The sequence below is a fragment of the Marinobacterium sediminicola genome, from assembly GCF_022343685.1.
In the GTDB taxonomy this organism is placed as follows: domain Bacteria; phylum Pseudomonadota; class Gammaproteobacteria; order Pseudomonadales; family Balneatricaceae; genus Marinobacterium; species Marinobacterium sediminicola.
Map to the genome: position 1 here is coordinate 593614 of NZ_CP092123.1, position 19807 is coordinate 613420.

A 19807-nucleotide genomic window follows, 5' to 3' on the forward strand; every position below is an offset into this window, starting at 1 on the left:
CCTGTTGCAGGAACCACCGACTCCCATCAGGAGCCGGTGGTCGGGCTGTTACTGGTTACCACCACACTTGGCTTCACCACACTTGCCTTCTCGATCAGCCTTGGGGGCAGTATCGCCACCGCACTTGGCCTCACCGCATTTGCCCTCGGTATCAGCTTTAGGGGCAGTATCGCCGCCGCATTTGGCTTCGCCGCACTTGGCTTCGGCCAGCTGGGCATAGCCGTTGCTCAGAGGCTGGGCGGCAAAGGGGTTTTCGGCCGCAATGGCTCCGGACGTGGCGCCCAGACCCAGCAGAAAAGCGGTGCCGACAGCAGCGATAGTGGGTTTTGTATGCTTGGACATAATAGTTACCTCGTTGTTTTGATTATAGAAATCCGTGTCGGCCGGGCGTTTGCCTCGTGCCGTTCCGTTCGGTTCTGTACATCAGTCGGGTTTGCGAGCGGATCCTTACACAAAATTGAAAAAAATTCGGCACAAAAAAGCCCCTCCGAAGAGGGGCTGTGCTCGGGGCCTTTGGACTATTTCAAATAGACAGCCTGAAAAGTTGCGCGCAGGTCGTTTGCGGGGTTGCTCAGATGGAGCTGCTCGCCGTCGATCGACCAGTTGACCTCGCCCTGCAACAGTTGCAGGAAACGGTGCTCGTAATCGATGCTGGGCACGCACGCGCGCATGGTGCCGGCAATGGGGCCAAAGTAGAGGCTGTTTTCTGTCTGTGTGAATTGCCCCATGAATTGGTTGCAGCCAGAAAACCCCTGGACGCGATCCCCCTGCTTGAGGATCAGGTGCGGCTCACGCTGTTCCTTATCCAGCTCGATCACTGCGCCATTCAAGGCAGTCAGTTTCCAGTAGGTGTTTTGCAACCTGGCCTGAGTGGACTCTTCGTTGACCTTTTTCATCACCAGCATCAGATCCGTATCCTTCTCTCCGGCCAGGACCCTGTATCGGCTGTCGGTGATGAATAGCAGGCGGTCGTTATGGGTAATGCGAGCGCTGACGCTATAGCTGTGCCCTGGCTGAAGCTGATCAGCGGCTACCTTGAAGCTGAACGGGTAAGGTGGGCTGGCAATGTTGTCACGCACAACCCTGTCGAGTATGACCGCCGGCGCATCGGCACGGGATACATCCTGCAGGCGCACCTCAAGACGGCTGTCGGCGGGCACAATCATGCGTTCACGGTATAGGGCCTGCCCCGAAACTTCATGGCTTCGGTCGCCATACAATGTGCTGCATCCTGTCACCAGAATCGTGGCTGCAAGCATCAGACTCAGGTAACCTGAATGTGGGCGGATAAAATGCATGTTGTGCTCTCCTTGAAAAATAACAGGGGTAGGACCCTGACCTCTGGAGAGGGTTCCCTGGAAGATCGATACCCGTTGTCATCAGGAGTATAGCCATGATGTCGGTTCCCAGGCGTGATTTTCTGGTTTGTATCAACACGAGTGCCGGTGATCAGGCTGATCTGGAACTTGAGCACTGGATTCGACGGCGAATACCGAAGCAGCAGCTGCTTGGGCTGCAGCGGCTGAAGCCGAAATCCGGCCTGGTGTCGCAGTTGCAGCAGCAGGTTGAGCGTTGTACCGAAACCGGGGCCATACTCGTGGTTGCCGGAGGTGACGGTACCCTGAGTGCAGCGCTGAGGGTACTCGCGGGTACGGAGGTTACCCTGGGCGTCATTCCCTGCGGTACGTTCAATTATTTTGTCCGTGACCGGGGAATACCGGTGGACTCTGAGGCAGCGATTGACGTGCTGCTTCACGGTCAGGCGCGCACCTTTTCGCTGGCAAGTATCAATGGAATTCCTTTCTGTGTCAGTGCCAGTCTCGGTGTCTATCCCCGCATCATTGCGGCACGTGAACAGGTCAGTGCGCTGACCGGTCGTAACCGCCTGGTCTCTCTTCTCAGTGGTATCTGGGTCTTCCTGACTCGAGCCCGTGGACGACGACTCTACCTTGAGCATGACGGCGAACAGCGGGTTGAAACGGCTCCCATGCTGCTGGCCAGCGTCAGTCCCAGTCAGCTGGAAAACTTTGCCCTAACCGAGGTGGAAGGCATCAGGCGCGGGCAGATGCTGGTCTTCGTGATGCAGTCTGATGCGCCCAAGGCACTTTGGCGATACCTCTGGGCGAGTCTGCGGGGTGAACTCAAGCGGCTTGAGCAACTGGACTATTTTCTGACCGAGTGGCTGCAGGTGTCCACCCGCAGGCGGCGTGTGACGGTGGCCATTGATGGTGAGCTGCATCGCTGCCGTTCACCGCTGGTGCTGGAAACCCGGCGAGAGGCATATCGATGTCTGGTTCCTGCTCGAACGTCTCATGCAGGAGGGCCTCAATGCGAATGATTCAGCTGTCTGATCTGCATTTCGGTACTGAGCGCCCAGAGGTGATGGACGCTCTGGTAACGGTCATGCATCAGCTGAGTCCTGATCTGTTGCTGCTCAGCGGGGATATTACTCAGCGCGCCCGGCGTGCCCAGTTCCGTGCCTGTGAGCGGTTGCTGGCTCGGCTGCCGCCAGCAGCCATAATGGCCGTGCCGGGTAACCATGACATCCCCTTGTTCAACCTCTGGCAACGGCTGGTCGCACCCTATGCTCACTTTACCCGTACGTTCGGCGATGACCTGCTACCCTGCCATGACAGTGGGCAGGTGCTGGTTGTAGGGGTCAATACGACCTGTCCGCGCAGGCATATCGATGGCACTTTCACCGAAAAGCAGATCGAGACCGTCGCGCACCGGCTCAAAGCCAGTCATGCCAGGGTCAAGATCGTCATGGGTCACCACCCGGTGGATGCGGTGCTGGAAAGTGATGAACGAAATATCGCCCGCGGTGCTGAAAGAGCGGTGCGTACCTGGACTCAGGCGGGCATGCAGCTGTATCTGGCCGGCCATATCCACTATCCCTTCTGCGCGCGTCTTGAGCGCCGTTACCCCGGCTTGTCGCCGGAGTGCTGGACTTTTCAGGCAGGTACCGCCATCTCGTTCCGAGTACGTGACCATAAAGCCAACTCGTTCAACCTGATTGAATGGCTGCCTGCGCAACAGGCGCTTCAGCTTGAACGCTGGGACTACACGCCGGCTATTGAAGGGTTTCTCTGTGCCGAGCAGATTCAGTTGCCACTGCGGGGGGGAGCGGGCTCTTCCGGCTCGGGTTGATCGGCCGATGGCGCCGCTTCGTTGCCCTCCGGAGATGCTATTGCCGATTCAGCATCAGCCTTGCCCATCAGTTCGCCTTCGTCTCCGCTGTCCACTGTATCGGGAGTACGGTGGAACAGCTCCTCAATCGGTGTATCGACGAACTCTTCATTACGCGGATCGATATCGGGGAGCGCATTCACATCCGGAATGGCGGGGACAAACTGCTCCTGTGCCTCGACCGGCATCGGTGGTACACGGCGCTGGCGGTAGAGGGTGTAAGCCGCCATCAGCACAAGTGCGGAGGCCAGGGTCTGGAACAGAGCTTCGGGGCCGGAATATTCCATAAGGGATGAACTGACCAGCGGCCCGACCACGCTGCCGACACCGTAACTGAGCATCAGACCGGAGCTGGCGGCAATAATCTGGCTGCTGTCCATCATGTCATTGGTGATGGCAACACCGATGGAGTAGATGGTAGAGGCCAGTCCCATACAGACGCACAGAGCCAGCAGCCGCAAGCCAAACTCCATGTCGACGACGAGCGCATTGGCTGCACAGGCCCCAGCGCCAAGGACCAGAATAAACAGCAGTACGTTACTGCGTTTGGCCCTGTCGCAGACCCAACCGATTGGCCAGGCAAACAGCATGGCCGCCAGAATGGAAGCGAACATGTAGATGGAGATTTCATTGTTTTCCAGCCCTGTCAGACTGGCGAACAGGGGCACCAGAGCATAGAAGGACCCCAGGAATATGCCGCTGGTAAAAGCGGCCATCACTCCGATGGGAGCCAGTTGCACCAGTTGCAGTAAGGACATGCTATCGGTGTGTTCAGAAATTTCCGGTGACTTCATCCGTGACAATGACAGGGGAATGATACCGGCAATAATGAACAGGGCGGCCAGAGAAAACAGGGCGTAGTTGATCGGATTACCGTTACCGATCAGCAGCTGACCCAGTGCGGCAGCCGAATAGGCTGCGATCTGATACAGAGAAAAGATGGTGGAGCGGTTCTTGTTGGTGGCAACGGCGCTGAACCAGCTTTCAATGGTGATAAACAGGGCTGCAATGGTCAGGCCGCCAACACCACGGAGAATACCCCAGTACCAGACGTTGTAGGTCATCGGGTAGATCAGGGCCGCCATTGCTGCCACGGCGGCAAAAACGGCAAAGGCCCTGATATGGCCCACTCTGCGCACTATCCGGTCGGCATAGAGGGACCCGATCACGAAACCGGCAGAGTAACAGACCATCACCATACCGATGGTGGAGGGCTCGATACCGAGCAGACTGAACCTCAGGCCGAGCAGTGTGATCAGGAAAGAGTTGCCGATAATCAGCAGGGAAAGGCTGGCAAAGAGTGCCAGCAGAGAGATGACCAGAAGGCGCATTCGATTCGTCCATTAACCGCCAAGATATGCTTTACGAACACTGTCATCGTTGAGCAGGGCGTCACCGCTGCCACTCATTACGATGCGGCCATTCTCCAGCACGTAACCTCGATCTGCAATCCTTAATGCCTGGTGGGCGTTTTGTTCGACCAGAAAAATGGTCACACCCTCCTCTCGCAGCTTTTCGATGATCTCGAAAATCTGCTGGATGATGATAGGAGCTAACCCCAGTGAGGGCTCATCAAGCAACAGCAGCCGCGGTTTGCTCATCAGGGCACGTCCGATCGCGAGCATCTGCTGCTCGCCTCCGGACATGGTGCCTCCGCGCTGGTTAAAGCGCTCCTTAAGGCGAGGAAAGAGCTCCAGCACATGATCGAGCTGGGCTTCAGCATCACCCCGGCTTTGGAAGAAACTGCCCATGAACAGGTTCTCTTCAACCGTCATGGCGGAGAAGATTCGTCTTCCCTCCGGCACCACAGCCAGGCCCATGCGCATGATATCTGAGGTATTCATCTGTTGAATCTGCTGGCCATCGAACTCGATATGGCCGCCATGGGCGCGAGGGTCGCCGCAAATGGTCATCATCAGAGTCGTTTTACCGGCGCCATTGGCGCCGATCAGGGTCAGGATCTCGCCCTTGTTCACCTCAAGTGAGACATTGTGCAGAGCCTGAATCTTGCCGTAAAAAGTCGAAACATTATCCAGTCGCAGCATCAGCTCTCTCCCAGGTAAGCTTTGATCACATCCGGGTTTTGGCGAACCTGATCCGGTGTGCCGTCGGCCAGCGGGGCACCCTGATTGATGACGGTGATGTGATCGGAAATACCCATGACCAGCCCCATATCGTGCTCGATCAACAGTACAGAAATATCCTGCTCGTCACGCAGACGCAGGATCAGCTGGTCCAGTTCCGATGTCTCCTTGGGGTTAAGCCCGGCTGCGGGTTCATCCAGCATCAGCAAACCCGGTTCGGTCACCATGCAACGGGCAATTTCAAGGCGGCGTTGCTGACCATAGGAGAGGTTGCCTGCTTCACGGTTGGCGAATTCGAGCAGGTCAACCTGCTGCAGCCAGTGGGCAGCCCTGTCCATCGCCTCGCGCTGACGGCGTCGATAGGACGGCGTTTTGACCAGACCGGCAAAATAGTTGGTGTTCAGGTGACGGTGCTGGGCCACCAGCAGGTTCTCGATCACGGTCATGTTGGCGAACAGGCGTACATGCTGGAAGGTGCGCACCAGTCCGAGCAGAGAGATGCGGTGACCGGTCATCCCCTGAATCGGTTGGCCGCGGTAGCGGATTTCGCCGCCGGTTGGCTTGTAGAAGCCACTGATACAGTTGAAGACGGTGGTTTTGCCGGCCCCGTTGGGGCCGATCACCGAGTGAATCTGACGCGGCTTCACCTGCAGGCTGACGTTATCCACCGCCAGCAGCCCGCCGAAGCGCATCATCAGACCTGAGACGTCTAACAGATTTTCGCTCATGAGGTTTTCAGCTCCAGGTGGGGACGTTTCATTGGCAGCAGGCCCTGCGGACGCCACAGCATCATCAGTACCATGACACCACCGAACATCAGCATGCGGTATTCCTGAAATTCACGTGCCAGTTCCGGCAGTATGGTCATGGCAATAGCGGCGAGGATGACGCCCAGCTGTGAGCCCATGCCCCCCAGTACCACGATCGCAAGAATGATCGCCGATTCGATGAAGGTGAAGGACTCGGGACTGATGAAGCCCTGACGCGCTGCGAAGAAACAGCCAGCAAAGCCGGCGAAAGAAGCCCCCATGGTGAAAGCGGACAGCTTGATCACCGTCGGGTTGAGTCCCAGCGAACGACAGGCGATTTCGTCTTCGCGCAAGGCCTCCCAGGCACGGCCAATAGGCATGCGCTGTATTCGGTTGATCACGTAAATGGTCAGCAAAACCAGCAGTACCGCGACCAGATAGAGAAAGATCACCTTATGGCTGCTGTTGTAGCTGATGCCGAAAAACTCATGAAAGGTCTGACCGCCCTCGCTGGCACGGCGGCTGAACTCAAGGCCGAAGAGGGATGGCTTCTCGATGCCGCCGATACCGTTGGGGCCGCCGGTGACGTTGGTCCAGTTGTTGAGCAGGATACGGATAATCTCACCGAACCCAAGCGTTACAATGGCCAGGTAATCACCTCGCAGGCGCAATACCGGAAAACCAAGAATACAGCCAAAGGTGGCCGCCAGTAGTCCGGCGATTGGCAGACAGACCCAGAAGGAAAGTCCGTAGTACTCCGACAGCAGTGCATAGGTGTATGCCCCTACGGCATAGAAGGCGACATACCCCAGGTCCAGCAGGCCTGCAAAGCCGACCACGATATTGAGGCCCAGGCCCAGCATCACGTAGATCAGGGTCAGCGTCGCCAGGTCCACAGCACCCCGCGATACCATGAACGGCCAGACAAACAGCCCGACGACGACCAGTGCGATCAGCCAGGGGCGAAGGCGTGCACGCAACTTATGATCGGGCAACAGTCCGGTGACATCCGGTGAGGGCAGGCGTTGCTTGAGGCGTGACAGTGGTTGCTGAAAAAGCTGGAACAGAAACACCACGATCACGGCAAAACCGATCCAGCTCCAGGTTTCGGCATCGGCACCGACGACAGTCAGGTTGGGGCCTTCCTGCTCCAGACGCACACCAATGACCAGACAGGTCAGCAGGAAGGTTACACCCGCCGCAAAGAGGGCGGGAAAGAGTGCTCTTTGCATTATCGACTCCTCTTACACCTTCTCCACTTCCGGCTTGCCGAGCAGGCCGGTGGGGCGGAACAACAGAATCAGCACCAGCAGGCTAAAGGCCACCACATCCTTGTACTCGGATGGGAAAAACGCGGCCGTTAAGGCTTCAGTGACGCCCAGAATCAGACCGCCGAGCATGGCGCCGGGGATGGAGCCAATACCGCCCAGGACGGCTGCAGTAAACGCCTTGAGTCCGGCCATGAAGCCGATGTAGGGGTTGATGGTACCGTAGTAAAGTCCCAACAGAACCCCGGCCACTGCAGCCAGAGCCGCCCCAATGACGAACGTCAGCGCGATGATGCGGTTGGTATCGATCCCGAGCAGGTTGGTCATCTTCAGGTCCTGAGCACAGGCGCGACAGGCACGGCCAAGTCGAGAGCGGGAGATGAACAGGGCCAGTGCGGTCATCGAGATCAGCGTCACCACCCAGATAATCAGCTGCATCCAGGAAATGCTGACCTCGAATACGGCAGGGTCACCGAACTGGATGCCGCCGGAGACCAGGGCTGGCATGGCCAGGTCACGAGAGCCCTGAGCCAGGCGGATATAGTTCTGCAGGAAAATGGACATGCCGATTGCGGTAATCAGCGGAATGAGCCTGGGGCCTCCGCGCAATGGTCGGTAGGCCACCCTTTCGATGGCATAGCCATAGGTTGAGGAAATAATGATGGCGGTCATCAAGGCCAGCAACATGACGATGGGCAAGGAGCCAACGCCCATGGTCAACAGACCGATGATGGTGATGAATGCCGTATAGGTGCCGATCATGTAGACCTCGCCGTGGGCGAAGTTGATCATGCCGATAATGCCGTACACCATCGTATAACCGATAGCGATCAGGGCGTAGGTTGAGCCGATGGTCAGTCCGTTGATCAGCTGCTGAAGTACATAGAGGCTGGTTTCAGTCATCATGAGCCCTCAGACAGAGGGCTCTCCCCCGGCATTGGATAGGGGGAGAGCCTTGTGCTTCAGTGGTTACTCGCTGACCGGCGTTTTGCTGCCGTCAGCGTGCAGAGTGTAGATCTCGAACGTCGGCTCGGTCAGGTCTCCTTTGGCGTCGAATCCGATTTCACCGATGGTGGTGTTGAAACGGTTGGCACGCAGATGATCTGCCAGTTCATAGGGATCGGTGGAGCCGGTCGCCTTCATCGCTTCGGTCATCACCTGAATCGCCGAGTAGGCCGGGAACACGAAAGGACCGGACGGATCTTCGTTGCGAGCCTTGAAGGCTTCTACCAGGGCCGCGTTCTCTGGGCTCTGGTCAAAGCTCTTGGGTGCGGTGGCCAATACGCCTTCCATCGCCTCACCGGCAATGGCGGCCAGGTCGGAGTTCACGACGCCTTCCGGGCCCATGAAGGGAGCATCAAAGCCCTTTTCGCGGGACTGGCGCAGGATCAGACCCAGTTCCGGGTGGTAGCCACCGTAGTAGACGAAATCCACATCGTTACGCTTGAGCTTTGCAATCAGGGCCGAGAAGTCCTTGTCGCCGGGCGTGACGCCTTCGAACATCACCGCTTCGGTGCCGGCTTCTGCGAGCAGATTCTTCACCGTGGTCGCCAGACCTTCACCGTACTGTTGCTTGTCGTGGATCACGGCCAGACGCTGAGGCTTGATGTTGTCCTTGATGTATTCGGCTGCGAGCGTGCCTTGCAGACTATCCAGACCGATGGTGCGGAAGATCAGCTGATGCCCCTTTTCGGTGATGCTGGGGGAAGTGGACGCAGCGGTGATCATCATCACCCCTTCCTCTTCGTAGATATCCGAAGCCGGTTCGGTGGAGCTGGAACACAGGTGACCGATGACATGGCGGATCTCGTCATTGACGATTCGGTTGGCGACCGCGACAGCCTGTTTGGGGTCGCAGGCATCGTCGTAAATTACGCCTTCAAGGGTCATGCCGTTGATACCACCGGCTTCATTGATCTTGTCGATCGCCATAATGGCACCGATTTTCTGCATATCCCCATACTGGGCCACGGGGCCTGTGACAGGGCCGGCAATACCAATCTTGAGTGTTTCAGCCTGAACGCCAAGGGCCGCCATCAGGGTGCTGGCAGCGATCAGGGTCTTACCGAAGGATCCATGTTTCAGTTTCATGTTGTTCCCCTCATGGGTTAGTCATTGTCAGCGCTTGCAGAGGCACCGATTTATTATGTTTTTAGAACGACTATCGGGTTGATTATTACACAGTTTTTTTACCCCTGCGAAGAAGCTTAGTCGCTGCTGCCGGGTTCTGATAGACTCCGGAGCCACCGGGGATCAGGGAAGAGGAAGAAAGATGCAAAGCAAACCGATGAGAGTACTGCTGGTACTCTTGATAATGCTGATGACACCCCTGTCGCTGTTTGCAGCGGTACTGGAGAAACAACAGGTTGACGCCTATCTGGATACCCTCGATGAGGTCAAGCAGTTGGGCGAGCGCATGAAATCCTCAGGACTGGGCGCGTTTCTGGAGCGAGAAATCATGCCCAGAGCCGGTGAAGCTTTTGATCCTCACCAGCGTGCGGTCATGGCGCTCAAGCGAGAGCATGCTGATCAGCACCAGGCACTGATGCGGATCGTCCAGCGCAGAGGTTTCATCAGTCCCGAAAGCTGGGCGCTGGTTGGTGATCGTGTGGTATTGGCTTATGGCGCCATTAAGGTGGAGTCCGAAAGCCCGGCGATACTGCAACTGGCCAGGCAGATGCAAGGCGCAGACCCTCAGTTCATGCAACTGTTACCGCCGGAGCAGAGGCTCCAGGTCGAGCAGGCGATGCTGATCGCAAAAGTGCTGTCCCGGGTGCCCGAAGCTGATAAACAACAGGTTCGTCCTCATATTGCCCGGCTTGACCGGGTGTTTTCGCAATAACCACACCTCAATGGATTATCAAGGAGTCGCCAATGTCATCACTGGTTTACTGCACTGCCCAGTTCAAGCCCAAGCCTGGCAAGGAGCGTGAGCTGTTCAAAGCGCTCCAGGCGCTGGAGCCCAATGCCCACCGAGAAGACGCCTGTGTGCAGTACACGGTGACACGCCAGATCAGCAGCCCCTTTGCTGAGGGCACCAGTTTCCCGATCGTGTTCCACGAAATCTGGAGCGATATGGAAAGCTTTGAAGCGCATTGTCAGCGTAAGGAAATCGTCGACTTCTTCGAGCGCTATTGTAAGGCCGAAGATGGTCTGGCTGAGGATTGGAACGTGTGTATCTATACCGATGAGCCGGAAGACTACGACGCGCCCCAGATCGGGTAAGTGTGCACGCTTATAGTGCACAATTTGAGATCAGCGGACCCCCGCAGCCTGTAAAATCGGTGCTGGTCCGCTTCTTGCTTCAGCTGAGTCAGGTTTGCACAACGAGCAGTCATGGATAAATGGAGAGAGCCATGGGCAGTCTTTCAGCTGATTTCAGCGGATTCAAAACAACACTTTTCGAGCTCGTTGACGAGCGAGCAACGGGCACCCTGTTCGTGGCCACCGCGGATAACCATTCGGCTCAGATTGTACTGTCCCGTGGGCAGTTGCTGGGGGTTGCCCATCATGGCATGCATAATGAAACAGCACTGGAACAGCTTGCCGCCATGACACCGCTGCGTTTCTCCTTCACGCCGGAACTTATCTATCCGCTGACTGAGACGCTGTTGCCTGAGCAGGGCGATCGATTGCTGAACACTTTGGGGTATCGCAAGTCCTCTGAACATGAGGAGCGTTGGCATCAGAATAAGGCCGGCCTTTCTGCTCCCGTAACCTCCAGCACTACACTCAGAGTTTATCGGGGGCGAGTGATTCAGGGGTAAAGCGTTTGACAGGCGGGATGGCGGGACTAAGCTGAAAGCGTCATCGTGTTCTGCCGAGGTTGATCCATTGCGATCAAGATTCCGTTATCGTTTCCAATCTGGAGAAACCTCTCCGCTAGCTGCGGTTGCAAAGCTTCCCTGTCTAGTCTTGGCTGTTCTGCTTCTTTTTTCCGGTTCAGAAGGAAATACAGCCTCTTTATCGCTTCCTTCGACATTAAGTCTCGAACTCGTTTACTTCGATTTTTCCGGCGACTCACAATCTCATCCTGACATCTTTCTGCCTCAGCACTTCCCGGCAGTGCCGTCGGGTACCTCTTTTATCCCGATTCAAACAGGTGCTGAAACACCCTGCCTGAGATTGCAATCCTGTTATCGGTCACGTGCACCACCGTTCACATGAGCAGCTTCGCATTACCCAACCGGTACCGTGCCGATTTCTCTATTGAACAGAGCGCTCAGGCAGCGCGTGGAGCACCAAGATGAAACAATACCATGAACTCAAAACCATCGGGCTTGAAGACTATACTCGCTTGAGCGAGGGCTCAGGGCATTCGAAAACCAGCCTGGATTCCCCTGCGCAAGAGGTGATGACCGACTTTCGCCGGGTTCCGCCGCTGACCATGAGCCTGACCGAAAGTGTCAGTGACGCGACTCGGGCCATGCGCAAGGTACATGTGCGTTCGGTCATCGTGACCGACAGCAGTGGTGATTTCCGTGGCATTCTGACGGTGATGGATCTTGAGAGCCGTAAAGTGCTTAGCCAGGCGACCAGTCTCGGGCTTAAGCGTGATGATCTGAGCATCAAGGACGTCATGATCAGTCGAGAAAAATTGCGTGGTGTCACCCTGTCTGCCCTTCAGCAGGGGACCATCGGCGATCTGCTGAAGACTTTGCGCCATGAAGGCAGCATGCACATGCTGGTGGTCGATCCGGAATCACATGCCATCTGTGGCATCATCTCAGCCAGTGAAATCGCTCGTCGTCTGCAGATACCGGTTGAGATTAACCTGCAGGCTTCCAGTTTCCGTGACCTGGTCGATGCGTTGTTTGGTCGAGGCGAAACTGTCTGACGGGAGATGCCTTAACCGGTTAACCAGAACGGCGGCGATTGGCGCAGGTCAATCGCCGCCGTTCCCATTTCTGCCATACTGAACGCAGTATTCAAGGCGCAGGAGTGGGGAATGGCCAGGTCAGAAACACGGATGATGGATGGTAACGAGGCGGCGACTACAATTGCGCATCAGCTTAATGATGTCATTGCCATCTATCCGATTACACCGGCCTCAGTCATGGGCGAACTGGCAGACAGCTGGAGTGAGCGCGGTCGCCGCAATCTCTGGGGTACAGTGCCTCAGGTGATCGAACTGCAGAGCGAGGCAGGTGCCGCCGGTGCGGTTCACGGCGCTCTGCAGGCGGGGGCCAAAACCTGCACTTTCACCGCTTCTCAGGGGCTGTTGCTGAAGATTCCAAACATGTTCAAGATCGCCGGCGAATTGACGCCGACGGTATTCCACGTGGCCGCACGCTCGGTGGCCACTCATGCACTGTCGATCTTCTGCGATCACAGTGACGTGATGGCCGCCCGTATGACCGGCTTTGCTCTGCTTGCATCCGGTAATGCCCAGGAAGTCATGGACATGGCGTGTATAGCGGAAATGGCAACCCTGGAAGGGCGGGTGCCGGTGCTGCATTTTTTTGATGGTTTCCGTACCAGTCACGAGATCTCTACGGTAGATGTGGTGAGTACGGAGCAACTGTTAAGCCTGATCAATCCGCGGCTGGTTCAGGCCTGCCGAGAGCGCGCTCTGTCGCCGGATCATCCCTTCATCCGCGGTACTTCACAGAACCCTGATCTGTTCTTTCAGTCTCGTGAGGCGGCAAATCCTTTTTATGATGCTTTTCCGGCGATTGTGCAGAACGCCATGGACCGTTTTGCTGATGTGACCGGGCGCCAGTACAAGCTCTATGACTATCATGGCGCTGAAGATGCGGAGCGGGTGATCGTGGTGATGGGTTCGGCGGTGTCCTGTGTACAGGAAACCGTGGATCACCTGAATGCACGTGGGGGAAAAGTTGGGGTGCTGGCGGTGCGTCTGTTTCGACCCCTTGCGGCAGAGCGTTTGCTGGCCGCTTTGCCAGCCAGTGTGAGCGCAATTGCCGTGCTGGATCGCACCAAGGAGCCTGGGGCGGATGGAGAGCCCCTGTTCAAGGATGTGGTCACTGCGGTATTCGAAGCCTGCAGCGAAGGGCGTTGGCCGAGTGAATCAATGCCTCGGGTGCTGGGCGGGCGTTTTGGTCTATCGTCCAAGGAGTTCACCCCGGGGATGGTAAAGGCGGTTTTTGATCGCCTGAGTAAACCCGGTGGCCAGCGTCAGTTTACGGTGGGTATCGATGACGATGTGACCCGGTTGAGTCTGGCTTGGGAGGCCGGTTTTCGTACCGATGCGGCTGAGCGGCAGATTCAGGCTGTTTTTTATGGCCTGGGCGCGGACGGAACGGTGTCGGCCAACAAGAACAGCATCAAAATCATCGGTGGGGTTGAGGGGCACTTCGCTCAGGGACACTTCGTATACGACTCCAAAAAGTCGGGGGCTGTTACGGTTTCCCATCTGCGCTTCGGCCCCGATCCTATCCGATCCACCTATGAAATTCAGGATGGAGAGGCCGATTTCATCGGCTGCCACCAGCCCCAGTTTCTGCAGCGCTACCCGATGCTCGACAAGGCCGCTCGGGGTGCTCGGGTGCTGATCAATACGGACCTGAGTGGCGAAGCGTTTTGGCACCGACTGCCTGCCCCGGTGCAGCAGGCCATGATCGACAAGCAGCTCAGGGTATCCCTGATTGATGCCTATAAGGTGGCTGCCGAGGCAGGATTGGGCAAGCGTATCAATACCATCATGCAGACCTGCTTTTTCGCCCTGACCGATATTCTGCCGCAGGAAGACGCCATAGCCGAGATCAAGGCTGCCGTAGAAGCCAGTTACGGACGCCGAAGCCGACGCATTGCTGACATGAACCTGGCGGCAATCGACAATGCCTTGACCCATCTGGTCGAATTCGAGCTTCCCAGGCACGTGAGCAGCCTGATTCCCATGCATGAGGTCGTGGCAGAGGATGCCAGTCGTTTCGTGCAGCAGGTGACTACAGAGCTGATTGCCGGACGTGGTGACGGTGTGCCCGTCAGTCGAGTGCCGGTGGATGGAACCTGGCCCAGTGGTACCGCAGCCTATGAGAAACGGGATCTTGCGCGTGAGTTGCCGCAGTGGGAAGAGGATCTATGCACCCATTGTGGCAAGTGTGTATTTGTTTGCCCACACTCGGTAATTCGTTCCAAGGCCTTCTCCGAAGCACAGATGAAGCAGGCTCCGGAAGGTTTCAAGGCGGTGCCGATCAAGGGGGCCAAGGATTTCCCTGACAAAACGCTGATCAGCTATCAGGTATCGCCGGATGACTGTACCGGCTGTACCCTCTGCGTCGAGATCTGCCCCATTCATGACAAATCCAATCAGAGCCGCAAGGCACTCAATATGGTGCCCAAGGACAGGGTTGTGGAGCGTGAGCGAGCCAATTGGGACTTCTTCACGGGATTGCCGGAGTTTGACCGGACTGCATTGAAAGCCAATACGATGAAAGGCTCGATGCTGATGCAGCCACTGTTTGAATTCAGCGGCGCCTGCTCCGGTTGTGGCGAAACCCCATACATCCGCCTGCTGAGTCAGCTGTTCGGTGATCGCATGCTGGTGGCCAACGCCACCGGCTGTTCCTCTATTTATGGCGGCAACCTGCCGACGACCCCCTGGACCCTGAACGCCGATGGCCGCGGTCCTGCCTGGAATAACTCCCTGTTCGAGGATAATGCCGAGTTTGGTCTGGGCATGCGTGTGGCTCTGGATAAGCAAAACGAGTATGCACGCGAGTTGCTGCAGGGGCTGAGTAGTCAGCTGGATGCCCACCTGGTGGAAGAGCTGTTGACGGCCGATCAAGGGGACGAGGCCGGTATCCAGGCACAACGCCAGCGCATCGCCCGGTTGCGTGAACGGCTGCAGATCATGGATGATCCACGTGCCTACACGCTTGCGGCACTGGCTGACCAGCTGTGTCGGCACAGTGTCTGGATCATCGGAGGCGATGGCTGGGCTTACGATATCGGCTACGGTGGTCTTGACCATGTGCTGGCGTCGGGGCGAAACGTGAATATTCTGGTACTGGATACCGAGGTCTACTCCAACACCGGGGGGCAGACCTCCAAGGCGACTCCCCTTGGTGCGGTGGCCAAGTTCTCGGCCGGTGGCAAAGCGGTGGCGAAGAAGGATCTGGCGCGCATCGCGATGGATTATGAGCATGTATACGTGGCTCATGTGGCCTATGCCGCCAAGGACATGCAGACCCTGCATGCTTTTCAGGAGGCCGAGTCCTGGGATGGCCCCTCGCTGATCATCGCCTATTCGCCCTGTATCGCTCATGGCTTCGATATGGCCGACAACCATGAGCACCAGCGGTTGGCGGTGGAGTCTGGCCACTGGCCCTTGCTGCGATACGATCCGCGTCGGGCTGAGCAGGGGGAGAACCCGCTGCGGCTGGATTCGAAGCCGCCCTCGATTGCCTATGAGGCCTTCGCACGCACCGAGGCCCGCTTCAGCATGCTGGCGCGCTCCAATCCCGAGGCAGCGAGGGCGTTTATCGAGCAGGCTCAGCATGAGGTCAGCGAACGCTACCACCGTTACGAGCAGCTGGCCGGGTTGAGCTGGGAGCAGGTTGAAGTGCCCGAGCAGGACCAGGAGGCAGAACATGAGTAAGCGTTTGCATACCCGTTACCTCGGGATGGATCTTGATAACCCTCTGATGCCATCGGCTTCACCACTGACCGCAACTCTGGCGGGAGCGTTGCGACTGGAAGAGGCAGGTGCCGGTGCCATTGTCATGCACAGCCTGTTCGAGGAGGAGTGTTCTCGCGATCATGAGTTGCTGCATCATTTCCTCTATGAGCAGGAGATAGGTCATTATGAAGCGGATGACTACCTGCCGGTTCCGGATGCGTTCAAAACCGCTGAAGAACATTACCTTGAACGCCTGCAGGCGATGAAGGCCGGGTTACAGATCCCGGTGATTGCCAGCCTGAATGGCGTCAGCCCTCGGGGCTGGGCAGACCACGCTCGTCAACTGGCCGAGGCGGGTGCAGATGCTCTTGAGCTGAATGTTTACCACATTGCCGCTTCTGTCCATGAGAGCGGAATGGAGGTGGAGCAACGGTACTTGAGTGTACTCAATGAAGTGCGCAGGGCCGTGCCGGATTTGCCGCTGGCCGTGAAGCTGGGGGCATGTTTTTCCAGCCCGGTTCATCTGGCGGCCCAGCTGGAGGCGCAGGGCGCCAACGCCGTCGTGCTGTTCAACCGTTTCCTGGAGCCAACACTGGATCTTGAGACACTGAAAATAGTACCCCAGCTGAAGTTATCCACAGCGGATGAACTGAATGAACGCTTGCGCTGGACGTCCATCATGCGGGCTCAGGTTGGGCTGGATATCGCGATTACGGGCGGGGTCCACTCAGCGGAGGGAGTACTCAAGACGCAATTGGTTGGGGCTCAGGTGGCTCAGCTGGCCAGCGTCCTGATGCAGCGTGGCGAATCGATGCTGACGGAGATGAAAACGGCCATGCTGCAGTGGATGGATGAGAAAGAATACGATTCTTTGGATCAGTTGCGTGGAAGTGTTTGTCATGCCAACTCGGCCGATCCGTCCGCCTGGGAGCGTGCCAACTATCTCGATACTCTGAACCTTTGGCAGCCTTGAGCAGATGGGGCTTTGGCACTGTTTGCAGCGTTGCTGCCCGGCTGCCGGGAGAGACGCTGAAGCGGGTGTCATTTTTAAGTCGAGCAGCCATTGAGGCGCCGGTTGAAAGGTAATCAAGCCCCGTATTTTGGAGGGCGAAGTGTTAATTTATTAATCGTATTGGGGAAATGTCAGAGTTCAGGTACGTTTTTCTTAAAGTTTTAACTATATTAGGCCGATTAGACTTAAAGGAATTAGGGGTGCCGGTCGAATGCAGGGAGGTTGCCTTTGAAGCTGAAAGCAAAGTTCAGCCTCTTGGTTATAGTGCTGATGATCGCTTCAGGTCTGGCCGTATGGGTCTCAGTACAAACTTTGGCCGAGCGAATCATTACGGAATGGGCTGAGCGTTACGTCGAAAAGCAGGCGCGCTATGACAAGCAGCGCGTGCTGCAGCCGCTGCTGCGCGAGATCGTGCTGGCACGACAGTTGGCGAGTTCTCCTTTGCTGCTGGAATGGTTACAGAGCCCGGACGACATCGTATTGGAGTTTCGTGCGCTGGCCGAGCTTGAGCGCTACCGCGAAGCCTTTGAGGACAATAATTATTTTCTCGGTATCGTGGGTAATGGGCGCTACTACTACAACAATGCAGAAGATGAATACGGCAACGATCAGCTGAGGTATGTTCTTTATCCGCACGAACCGGCCGACCGCTGGTTCTATGACATGATCGCTCAGGGAAAAGACCTTAACCTGAATGTCAATCCGGACCCCCATCTGGGCGTGACCAAGCTCTGGATAGACGTACTCCTGCGGGGGCCAGACGGTCGGGTGCTGGGTGTCGCCGGTACAGGCCTCAACCTGAGCCGGTTCCTCAATGACTTCGTCGACAGCGGGGATGCTGGCATCACCAGCCTCTTCGTTAACCATGATGGTGCAATTCAGTTATACCGGGATCAGGCACTGATCGACTTTGCCACTTTGGGTAAGCCTGAAGGTGATCAGAAACGACTGAACTTAATGGTAACCCCGAACGATTTGCTTAAATTGCAGGCTGCAATGGCAGAGGTCAAGATGGATCCTCAAGCGGTGGCCAGCCGTTTTGTGGACATCAAGGAGACCCGCTATCTCGTCGGAGTTGCTTACCTGCCGGATATCGACTGGTACGAAATTACTCTTATGGATCTGAACCAGCTGCTGCCGATGAGTCGGTTCAATCCGATCCTGTTGATCTTTGCAGGCACCCTGCTGGCAACTCTGCTGATGTTTCATGTTGTGCTCGGACGTGTGGTTCTGGGGCCTCTACAGACTCTGGATGCCGCCATGCGCCGCTTCAGGCAGGGGGATTACCGCGGCGAGCCTCTGGGGGTGAAAGCTTCGGGAGATGAAGTGGGACGTCTGGTCGGTGAATTCGAGCAGATGACTGCAGAGGTGTTTCAAGCTCGCTCCAACCTTGAAGCCAAGGTGCGAGAGCGGACCGATGAGTTGAACCGAATCAGCCAAACCGATCCATTGACGGGGCTGCTGAACCGTCGCGGCATGGACGAACGACTGGATGAGGAACTCAAGCGCTCTGCGCGTGAAAATCGCCAATTGGGTGTGATCTGGATCGACCTGGATCTGTTCAAGGAGATCAATGACGTTCATGGCCACGCTGTTGGTGATGAAGCGCTGAAGCTGGTGGCTCGAGTACTGCGTTCGGTGGTGCGGGAATATGATGCCGCCTCCCGTTGGGGCGGAGACGAGTTTCTGCTGATGGTTCGGGATGCCGACCGTTACCTGATAGAACGCATTTGTGAGCGACTGCTACGCGTGATTCGAGGCCAAAGCCTGCAGACCCCCGGTGGCACTTATCTGAGCATGACCTTCAGTATCGGTTGTCACCTGGCCAGTCGGGATGATCTGGAATCAGTGCTGCGTGATGCGGATGCAGCGCTCTATGCCGCCAAGTCGGCAGGGCGTAACTGTTACCGCTTCAGTCACCCGTTCAGTGAACGGGCCACTGCTGAAGAAACGACTGACGCGGCTCAGGTGCGTTCGCACTAGAACTCGTCGTTCAGGCGGTTAATCAGTTCTTCTCGATGACTCAGTCGTTCGACGGCTCGCTCGCCCAGCATACGCGCCGTTTGCAGCAGCAGGGTTTCGGCCAGAAACTGAGTGGCAACCATGCTGTTGGTATACAGCGGACTGTTGTTGCGACTGATCAGGCTGCAGTCGGCCAGCTGCGCCAGAGGAGAATGGTGGCTGTCTGTGATGGTCAGCAGTGGCAGTTTCAGCTGGTTGGCTACCTGTGCCAGCATCACCGAATCTCGACTGTAGGGTTCGGAGCCGAACATCACCAGAAGATCTCTTGAACCCAGTTCCGCCAACGCCTGAGCCTGCCCTTCTCCCGCCGAGCCAACCACACTGACCTGTTCCCGAATCAGCCCCAGCATGTAGCTGAACATGCTGGCCAGGCCGTATGACTGCCGTCGCCCGGAGATCCTGACACGGCGGGCCTTCACCAGTAATTGAGCGGCCTGACTCAGGTTTTGTTCAGTGAGTTGAGCGGCTGACTGGGCGAGGTTTTCGGCCTGTTGCTCCAGATGATGCCGGACCCTGTTTTCCACTGACATCTCTTCACTCGGCTTGATCAGTGCCGAGGCCTGGGCACTGTAGTAGCGGCCTGGCTGGCTGAGAGCATGGCGAAACAGGCTTTGAAATTGGACAAAACCCTTGAACCCCAGCAGCTTGGCCAACCGGGTCAGTGAGGCGGGACTGACAGACGTTACCTGTGCCAGCTCGGTGATACTGTGTGTAGCGACCAGGCGGGGGTCATCCAGCATCACGCACAGAGCGACCAGAAGTCGCTTGCCCATCGGCAGTGTCAGCTCACCCCGTTTGAGCAGTGATGGCAGCTTGCGCAACTCGGCCAGCGATGCGGGAGGGAAGTTGATGCCGGATGCAGATTTCAAAACCTTTTTATCCTTTCGATTTTGTTGCTG

Annotated in this window: 18 protein-coding genes; 9 read left to right on the plus strand and 9 right to left on the minus strand. The window is 56.9% G+C overall.

All coding sequences use genetic code 11. The features are described 5' to 3' along the window. Window positions 1-48 precede the first annotated feature (48 nt). Complete coding sequence (locus LN244_RS02810; protein ID WP_239041340.1) at window positions 49-342, minus strand: HvfA family oxazolone/thioamide-modified RiPP metallophore; 294 nt, start codon at window positions 340-342, stop codon at window positions 49-51. A gap of 176 nt (window positions 343-518) precedes the next feature. After that, entirely contained in the window at window positions 519-1298 is a 780-nt protein-coding gene (locus LN244_RS02815) for a YbaY family lipoprotein (RefSeq protein WP_239041341.1), read from the minus strand. Window positions 1299-1393: 95 nt separating this feature from the next. Here LN244_RS02815 and LN244_RS02820 point away from each other — a divergent pair, with 95 nt between their 5' ends. Together LN244_RS02820 and LN244_RS02825 are read left to right on the plus strand one after the other, a co-directional pair. Beyond that, window positions 1394-2338: a diacylglycerol/lipid kinase family protein gene (locus tag LN244_RS02820; protein ID WP_239041342.1), complete on the plus strand. Its 945-nt coding sequence runs from the start codon at window positions 1394-1396 to the stop codon at window positions 2336-2338. Beyond that, window positions 2329-3150 carry a metallophosphoesterase family protein gene (locus LN244_RS02825; RefSeq protein ID WP_239041343.1) on the plus strand — a complete coding sequence of 274 codons (822 nt, stop codon included), beginning with the start codon at window positions 2329-2331 and terminating at the stop codon, window positions 3148-3150. Before LN244_RS02820 ends, LN244_RS02825 begins: the two co-directional genes overlap by 10 nt. Here the strand turns inward: LN244_RS02825 and LN244_RS02830 are convergent. The 6 genes from LN244_RS02830 to LN244_RS02855 form a co-directional block, all read right to left on the minus strand. Next, window positions 3105-4520: an MFS transporter gene (locus tag LN244_RS02830; RefSeq protein WP_239041344.1), complete on the minus strand. Its 1416-nt coding sequence runs from the start codon at window positions 4518-4520 to the stop codon at window positions 3105-3107. The two genes, LN244_RS02825 and LN244_RS02830, sit on opposite strands and share 46 nt — an antisense overlap. Window positions 4521-4532: 12 nt before the next feature. Next, the gene (locus LN244_RS02835) at window positions 4533-5234 is read right to left on the minus strand and encodes an ABC transporter ATP-binding protein (RefSeq protein WP_239041345.1); all 702 of its coding nucleotides are present in this window, start codon (window positions 5232-5234) and stop codon (window positions 4533-4535) included. After that, window positions 5234-6001 carry a high-affinity branched-chain amino acid ABC transporter ATP-binding protein LivG gene (livG, locus tag LN244_RS02840; protein ID WP_239041346.1) on the minus strand — a complete coding sequence of 256 codons (768 nt, stop codon included), beginning with the start codon at window positions 5999-6001 and terminating at the stop codon, window positions 5234-5236. The genes LN244_RS02835 and livG overlap by 1 nt, the downstream gene beginning before the upstream one ends. Beyond that, window positions 5998-7254: a high-affinity branched-chain amino acid ABC transporter permease LivM gene (locus LN244_RS02845; RefSeq protein WP_239041347.1), complete on the minus strand. Its 1257-nt coding sequence runs from the start codon at window positions 7252-7254 to the stop codon at window positions 5998-6000. The genes livG and LN244_RS02845 overlap by 4 nt, the downstream gene beginning before the upstream one ends. A 12-nt stretch (window positions 7255-7266) precedes the next feature. Beyond that, window positions 7267-8193: a high-affinity branched-chain amino acid ABC transporter permease LivH gene (gene livH, locus LN244_RS02850; RefSeq protein ID WP_239042356.1), complete on the minus strand. Its 927-nt coding sequence runs from the start codon at window positions 8191-8193 to the stop codon at window positions 7267-7269. Between the two features lie 66 nt (window positions 8194-8259). Next, window positions 8260-9381: a branched-chain amino acid ABC transporter substrate-binding protein gene (locus LN244_RS02855; RefSeq protein ID WP_239041348.1), complete on the minus strand. Its 1122-nt coding sequence runs from the start codon at window positions 9379-9381 to the stop codon at window positions 8260-8262. 181 nt (window positions 9382-9562) lie between these two features. Here LN244_RS02855 and LN244_RS02860 point away from each other — a divergent pair, with 181 nt between their 5' ends. From LN244_RS02860 to LN244_RS02890, 7 genes are all read left to right on the plus strand, one after another. Further along, window positions 9563-10132 carry a hypothetical protein gene (locus LN244_RS02860; protein ID WP_239041349.1) on the plus strand — a complete coding sequence of 190 codons (570 nt, stop codon included), beginning with the start codon at window positions 9563-9565 and terminating at the stop codon, window positions 10130-10132. Between the two features lie 32 nt (window positions 10133-10164). Beyond that, entirely contained in the window at window positions 10165-10515 is a 351-nt protein-coding gene (locus LN244_RS02865; protein WP_239041350.1) for a putative quinol monooxygenase, read from the plus strand. A 131-nt stretch (window positions 10516-10646) separates the two neighbouring features. After that, complete coding sequence (locus tag LN244_RS02870) at window positions 10647-11057, plus strand: hypothetical protein (RefSeq protein ID WP_239041351.1); 411 nt, start codon at window positions 10647-10649, stop codon at window positions 11055-11057. A gap of 479 nt (window positions 11058-11536) precedes the next feature. Then, window positions 11537-12127 carry a CBS domain-containing protein gene (locus tag LN244_RS02875; RefSeq protein WP_239041352.1) on the plus strand — a complete coding sequence of 197 codons (591 nt, stop codon included), beginning with the start codon at window positions 11537-11539 and terminating at the stop codon, window positions 12125-12127. Between the two features lie 111 nt (window positions 12128-12238). Continuing rightward, window positions 12239-15853 carry a pyruvate:ferredoxin (flavodoxin) oxidoreductase gene (gene nifJ / locus LN244_RS02880; protein WP_239041353.1) on the plus strand — a complete coding sequence of 1205 codons (3615 nt, stop codon included), beginning with the start codon at window positions 12239-12241 and terminating at the stop codon, window positions 15851-15853. Further along, window positions 15846-16847, plus strand: a complete 1002-nt coding sequence (locus LN244_RS02885; RefSeq protein ID WP_239041354.1) for a dihydroorotate dehydrogenase-like protein — start codon at window positions 15846-15848, stop codon at window positions 16845-16847. Before nifJ ends, LN244_RS02885 begins: the two co-directional genes overlap by 8 nt. Window positions 16848-17114: 267 nt before the next feature. Then, window positions 17115-18869, plus strand: a complete 1755-nt coding sequence (locus tag LN244_RS02890) for a GGDEF domain-containing protein (protein WP_239041355.1) — start codon at window positions 17115-17117, stop codon at window positions 18867-18869. On the opposite strand, the gene LN244_RS02895 is transcribed toward LN244_RS02890, so the two are convergent. Then, window positions 18866-19777 carry a MurR/RpiR family transcriptional regulator gene (locus LN244_RS02895; protein WP_239041356.1) on the minus strand — a complete coding sequence of 304 codons (912 nt, stop codon included), beginning with the start codon at window positions 19775-19777 and terminating at the stop codon, window positions 18866-18868. The two genes, LN244_RS02890 and LN244_RS02895, sit on opposite strands and share 4 nt — an antisense overlap. Window positions 19778-19807: the final 30 nt, after the last annotated feature.